The sequence below is a fragment of the Streptomyces sp. KR55 genome (genome assembly GCF_052245645.1).
GTDB lineage: Bacteria > Actinomycetota > Actinomycetes > Streptomycetales > Streptomycetaceae > Streptomyces > Streptomyces flavusporus.
Window position 1 is genome coordinate 1 of record NZ_JBQQCE010000908.1, and the last position, 1,347, is coordinate 1,347.

The following is a 1,347-nucleotide window of genomic DNA, read 5'->3' on the forward strand; positions in this document are numbered from 1 at the left end:
CTTCGACGATCTGTTCGACTCTCTGGCTCAGCGTCGGGGCTTTCGCCAGTACCTGACCGGGTTGCTGGCGCCGCGGGAGCGCAACAAGACGCTGACGTGTCTGGCTGGGGCCGAGCCGGTGACGGGAGCCCAGCATCCCGCGGTGCAGCGACTGCAGTTCTTCCTCTCCGAATCCCCCTGGGAGCACGAGCGAATCAATGCCCGGCGTCTGGAGCGGCTACTGGGCGATGAGCGGACCACTCCGCATGCGGGCGGGGTGCTGGTCATCGACGATTCCGGCGATCGCAAAGACGGTGGGGCGACTGCGAACGTGGGCCGGCAGTGGCTGGGTCGGTACGGCAAGACCGACAATGCCGTGGTCACGGTGACCACGCTGTGGGCGGACGAGAACCTCTACTATCCCCTGCACGCGGTGCCCTACACACCCGCCCACCACTTCGCCAAGGGCCGCACCGATCCTGGCTTTCGCACCAAGTGGCGCATCGCCGCCCAACTGGCCCGGCAGGCCTGCGCGGCCGGGTTTCCCTTCCGGGCCGCGGTAGCCGACGGTGCCTACGGCGACGTGGACGACTTCCGCTGCGAACTGCACGCCGCCGACATACCGTTCGTGATGGCCGTCAAACGCCGCCGTGGCACCTGGGCTTACGGCAATCAGGCGCACACGCCTGTCGACGCCGCCCGCGAGCTGGCCTGGCACGGCCCCGACCGGCCCGGCGAGTGGACACCGGTGACCCGCACCTTCCGCGACGGGCACACCGCCATGTGGTGGGCGGCCGATGCCACCTTGGGTTTCTGGGGACCGGACGCACTGAACCGGCTGGTGGTGGCCACCACCGACCCGGCCACGCTGCCGGACAAGAGCACCTGGTACCTGGTCACCGACCTGCCCCGCCCCGGCAGCCCACAGGCCGACCAGTCGCCCTACCCGCCCGCCGACCTGGAAGAGATCGCGCGGATCTACGGCATCCGCAACTGGATCGAGCAAAGCTACAAACAGGTCAAGGACGAACTGGGGTGGGCCGACTTCCAGGTCCGCACCGACCGCGCCATCCGCCGCCACCAGACCCTGGTCAACTGCGCGTTCTCCTTCTGCTGGGAAGCCGGCCTGCCCCCGGCAGCCGCCGACCCGCCAGGCCCAGAGAGGGGGCACCTCGACACCCCGACCGGCCCGCTGGCCCCAAGCTCTCCGAGCCGTCCGCAGCTGGCTGACCCCCGCCATCATGCTGCAACGCTGGTGGAAAGCCTGGTCCAGCACGCCCCCACCAGCAGCATTACAGGACTTGATCGACGCAGTCAGCCACGGCCAACGACTCAACCCCTACCTGAACCCGCCCTAACAAACCACCG

At 69.0% G+C, this 1,347-nt stretch carries 1 protein-coding gene; it reads left to right on the forward strand.

The window, feature by feature from the left end; all coding sequences use genetic code 11:
- A partial coding sequence (locus ACTWQJ_RS51435) for an IS701 family transposase (RefSeq protein WP_443313208.1) occupies positions 1–1,347 on the forward strand: 1,347 nt, incomplete at both ends.